Raw genomic sequence first — 3,312 nt, 5'->3', positions numbered from 1 at the left:
AGCTTCTCAATTCTTCCCTAGCGATGGAATTTTATTCATCTCTGATATTCTGGGATGAAAAAAGACCAATAAAAACCCGTATTTTAAATAGTTTGAATTTATCAGAATTAGGGTGTATTACTAACGCTAACGCAGCTAAGTAACGCATCTCACAGGATATTTTATGATAATTTTTTCATCTCCTCGATAATTGTCCTTGTCTCGACGCTAACGGTACACCCACGGGTTAATATAGCGTTTCCCAATCTCATGAGGTACACCAAAATCTTAACTCCTGACTCCTGACTCCTCAAAACCTAAGACTCTGTACCTCACAACTATGGGAATTGCTATAAGTCAACCACTTGCTCTTTATACTTTACAAAATGATAGGTATTAAATTTCTGAGCGATGGTTTTATCTTTGGATTCCTTTTCTTTATATTGATCTTTATACATTATCATAACTACTCTAGAATATCCGCCCTTAATTTCTATGTGTTGTTCTTTCAATAGGGCTAGATTAGATTTAATAGTCATGACCGTAATTCTGACTTTGGTAACTTATCCATAGTTATTTTAGTACAAGTATAAGCTTTTGGAAAAAAGCAATCTTATCGGTCATGGTAGTTGTGCCTGTCTCTGGGAATCAACTCGGACTGACGAAAGAAACAAAGGAAAATGGAAATTTTGCCGATCTAGGGCTGGCCTTTGCTATAAGTGAGCTATATAGCGCCTCCTTGGCTAGTGAGGAAATTCTCAAACGCTAAAGCTGAGAGCTTACCGCTATAACTAAGCACACAAATCACCCAGACTGAGAAAATATCATGCGTATCGCTCACGATGTCACCGAATTGGTTGGCCGCACACCTTTAGTACAATTGAATCGGATTCCCCAAACAGAGGGCTGTCTTGGCCGAATTGTGATGAAATTAGAAGGGATGAATCCCGCTGCTTCCGTCAAAGACCGCATTGGCACTCACATGATTAATAGTGCCGAAAAAGCGGGTTTAATCAATCCAGAAACCACGGTTTTAGTGGAACCCACTTCCGGCAATACGGGAATTGCTCTAGCGATGACTGCGGCAGCTAAGGGTTATCGCTTAATTTTAACTATGCCGGAAACGATGAGTTTAGAGCGCCGGGCGATGTTAAAAGCCTACGGTGCTACCCTAGAACTTACCCCCGGTTCCCAAGGTATGAAAGGGGCAATTTTACGCGCGCATCAAATTGTCGATAGTATCCCCGGAGCTTATATGTTGCAACAATTTCGCAACCCTTCTAACCCGGAAATTCACCGTCTCACCACTGCTGAGGAAATTTGGCAAGATACCGACGGACAGGTAGATTTTATTGTTGCGGGTGTGGGTACTGGAGGCACGATTACGGGAGTCGCTGAATTGATTAAATCGCGTAAACCTAGTTTTCAAGTAGTTGCGGTGGAACCTTTCAATAGTCCGGTGATTTCTGGAGGTAATCCCGGTCCCCATAAAATTCAAGGTATCGGTGCGGGTTTTATTCCGGAAGTTTTACGCACAGATCTGATTGATGAGGTAATTACTGTCAGTGATGAGGAAGCTTTTCAATTTGGTCGTCGTTTGGCAAAAGAGGAAGGGTTGCTTTCGGGGATTTCTTCCGGTGCCAATCTTTGCGCCGCGATTCAACTAGCCCAACGACCGGAAAATGAGGGTAAATTAATTGTGGTGATTCAGCCTAGTTTCGGGGAACGTTATCTGAGTACACTGATGTTCCAAAATATCGAGGAGCGCGAGTTAACTTTGGTGTAAAAAAATATCGTCTTCAGCCTCTACAGTGAGCCTTTAGCTTTAACTATAGCAGTTATCTTAAATGGTGGCCTAGGATTCAGGTGCAGGTCGTCGGTCGTCAGTATTCTCCGAGTCAGGAGCCGGTCGTTAGGAGACAGGTTTTAGGTTTTGGGGTTTTGGGGTTTTAGTTCAATTTCCCCACTTCCCCACTTCCCTATACTTTTTAAACAGGATTTAGTATTAATCGTATTTTAGGAGGGATTTTCTCACCTGTAGAGGTATTTGTAAAGGTTGCGGTTTGATTGCTTCTTTGCTGGCAAAATTATCGAGTAAAGCCGATCGCACTTGTGCATCGGTTTCTCGCGAGAGAAGATAACGGAAGTATTCTTGGCATTGTTCTCGACGACTGGGGGAAAGTTGCATTTCACTTAAACGTCGGACTGCCATTAAGCGCATTAAGGGATCATTGACTGTTAATTTTTCTAACCAGCGATCGAAGTTTTTTGACTCATTTTGACCGCGATGGTCGAGAAAATGCCATCCTAGCAGGATTAAAGTCAAAACCGTGCCAAATCCTTGCAAAATTGAGGCCAGGGCCAACCAGCGATTTTCGGCATAGGTCCAAATGGCGACAGCGAGATAGGTGGCTAAACTGCCCAAACCGCCACAGACTACCGCTAAAGTTAACTTACCGCTATCGGCACTGAAAAAAGCACGCCCCCACAGCCACAGCGATGGCCAGTTTTGACCCTGGAGATGGTAAACTCCGATCATCGCCCCCACCCCGGTTAAAGTGGCCAAAACTAACTGCCAATTCCACGCCCAGAGGATCAAAAAACTAGCACAAGCTGCCGCCCATGTCAAGAATTGACGGGTTTTTTTGGCGGCGAGAGTTTTAATGACTCGACGCTGCAGAGCGGGGGAAAAATAGGGAGGAAGGCGGAATACTGAAGACACGGGAAGTTTTTCACTGAGGGTTTGATGATCACTATAGCCTGTTCTCAGGCAGACAGATCATTTTTCTCGGTAAAAATCCTCGTGGCAAAAGAGCGCAGTGCTAGGGTGGGCTAAAATTGCGATCGAGAATCAGCTAAAGTTCAGGTTGGCGGGCTTAGGTGTTAAGATACTTTGCCATCAAACTCAACTTTTTTTGTTAATAAATAGCTCAACAATATTCTGTAAACTTATATACAGAAACCTAAAGAAATATATTAATTTGCAGTCCTTAGGGCAGTAAATTCTGATCAATAATCTAGAGTGTTAAGTATAAATACCGCATCTAATTTTACCTAGTCACGCCAGCTATCTAACTCATCTATTTCACTTCCGAACAGAGTTAGAACTTCCTTTGTTACGTTCTGAGAGGCAAAAAAATGACTACTCAACTACAACAAAAAGCCCAACTTAAAATCGTCACCTTGAACCCTGTTTACGGAGTTAACTATAACAAGGGTTACATCGGTTTTACCTATGACGGAACACATCCAGTCGGTCGAGGAATTGCTTATTTTACTAAGTGGGATAAAATGAGCAATATTTCTGCTACTCACGCTCTCATCGTTACGGGT

At 42.9% G+C, this 3,312-nt stretch carries 3 protein-coding genes and 1 pseudogene; 2 read left to right on the top strand and 2 right to left on the bottom strand.

Going from position 1 to position 3,312, the window contains the following annotated elements:
* Positions 1-329 precede the first annotated feature (329 nt).
* Complete coding sequence (locus tag PX636_RS17790; protein WP_012268195.1) at positions 330-518, bottom strand: hypothetical protein; 189 nt, start codon at positions 516-518, stop codon at positions 330-332.
* 287 nt (positions 519-805) lie between these two features.
* On the opposite strand from PX636_RS17790, the gene cysK reads away from it, so the two are divergent.
* Positions 806-1,765: a cysteine synthase A gene (gene cysK / locus PX636_RS17785; RefSeq protein WP_288118117.1), complete on the top strand. Its 960-nt coding sequence runs from the start codon at positions 806-808 to the stop codon at positions 1,763-1,765.
* 219 nt (positions 1,766-1,984) lie between these two features.
* Here cysK and PX636_RS17780 read toward each other — a convergent pair whose 3' ends face one another.
* Complete coding sequence (locus tag PX636_RS17780) at positions 1,985-2,701, bottom strand: hypothetical protein (protein ID WP_002756795.1); 717 nt, start codon at positions 2,699-2,701, stop codon at positions 1,985-1,987.
* 416 nt (positions 2,702-3,117) lie between these two features.
* Between PX636_RS17780 and PX636_RS17775 the strand changes: the two are divergent.
* A pseudogene (locus tag PX636_RS17775) lies at positions 3,118-3,312 on the top strand (hypothetical protein); the annotation flags it as partial.

Origin of the sequence: Microcystis sp. M53598_WE2, assembly GCF_030067735.1 — a bacterium.
GTDB lineage: Bacteria > Cyanobacteriota > Cyanobacteriia > Cyanobacteriales > Microcystaceae > Microcystis > Microcystis aeruginosa.
This window is presented reverse-complemented; position numbering and strand designations above follow the sequence as displayed.

Excerpts from the sequence above, each read along its gene's own strand:
- PX636_RS17790 (WP_012268195.1), bottom strand. The coding sequence starts at position 518 with ATGACTATTAAATCTAATCTAGCCCTATTGAAAGAACAACACATAGAA.
- cysK (WP_288118117.1), top strand. The coding sequence starts at position 806 with ATGCGTATCGCTCACGATGTCACCGAATTGGTTGGCCGCACACCTTTA.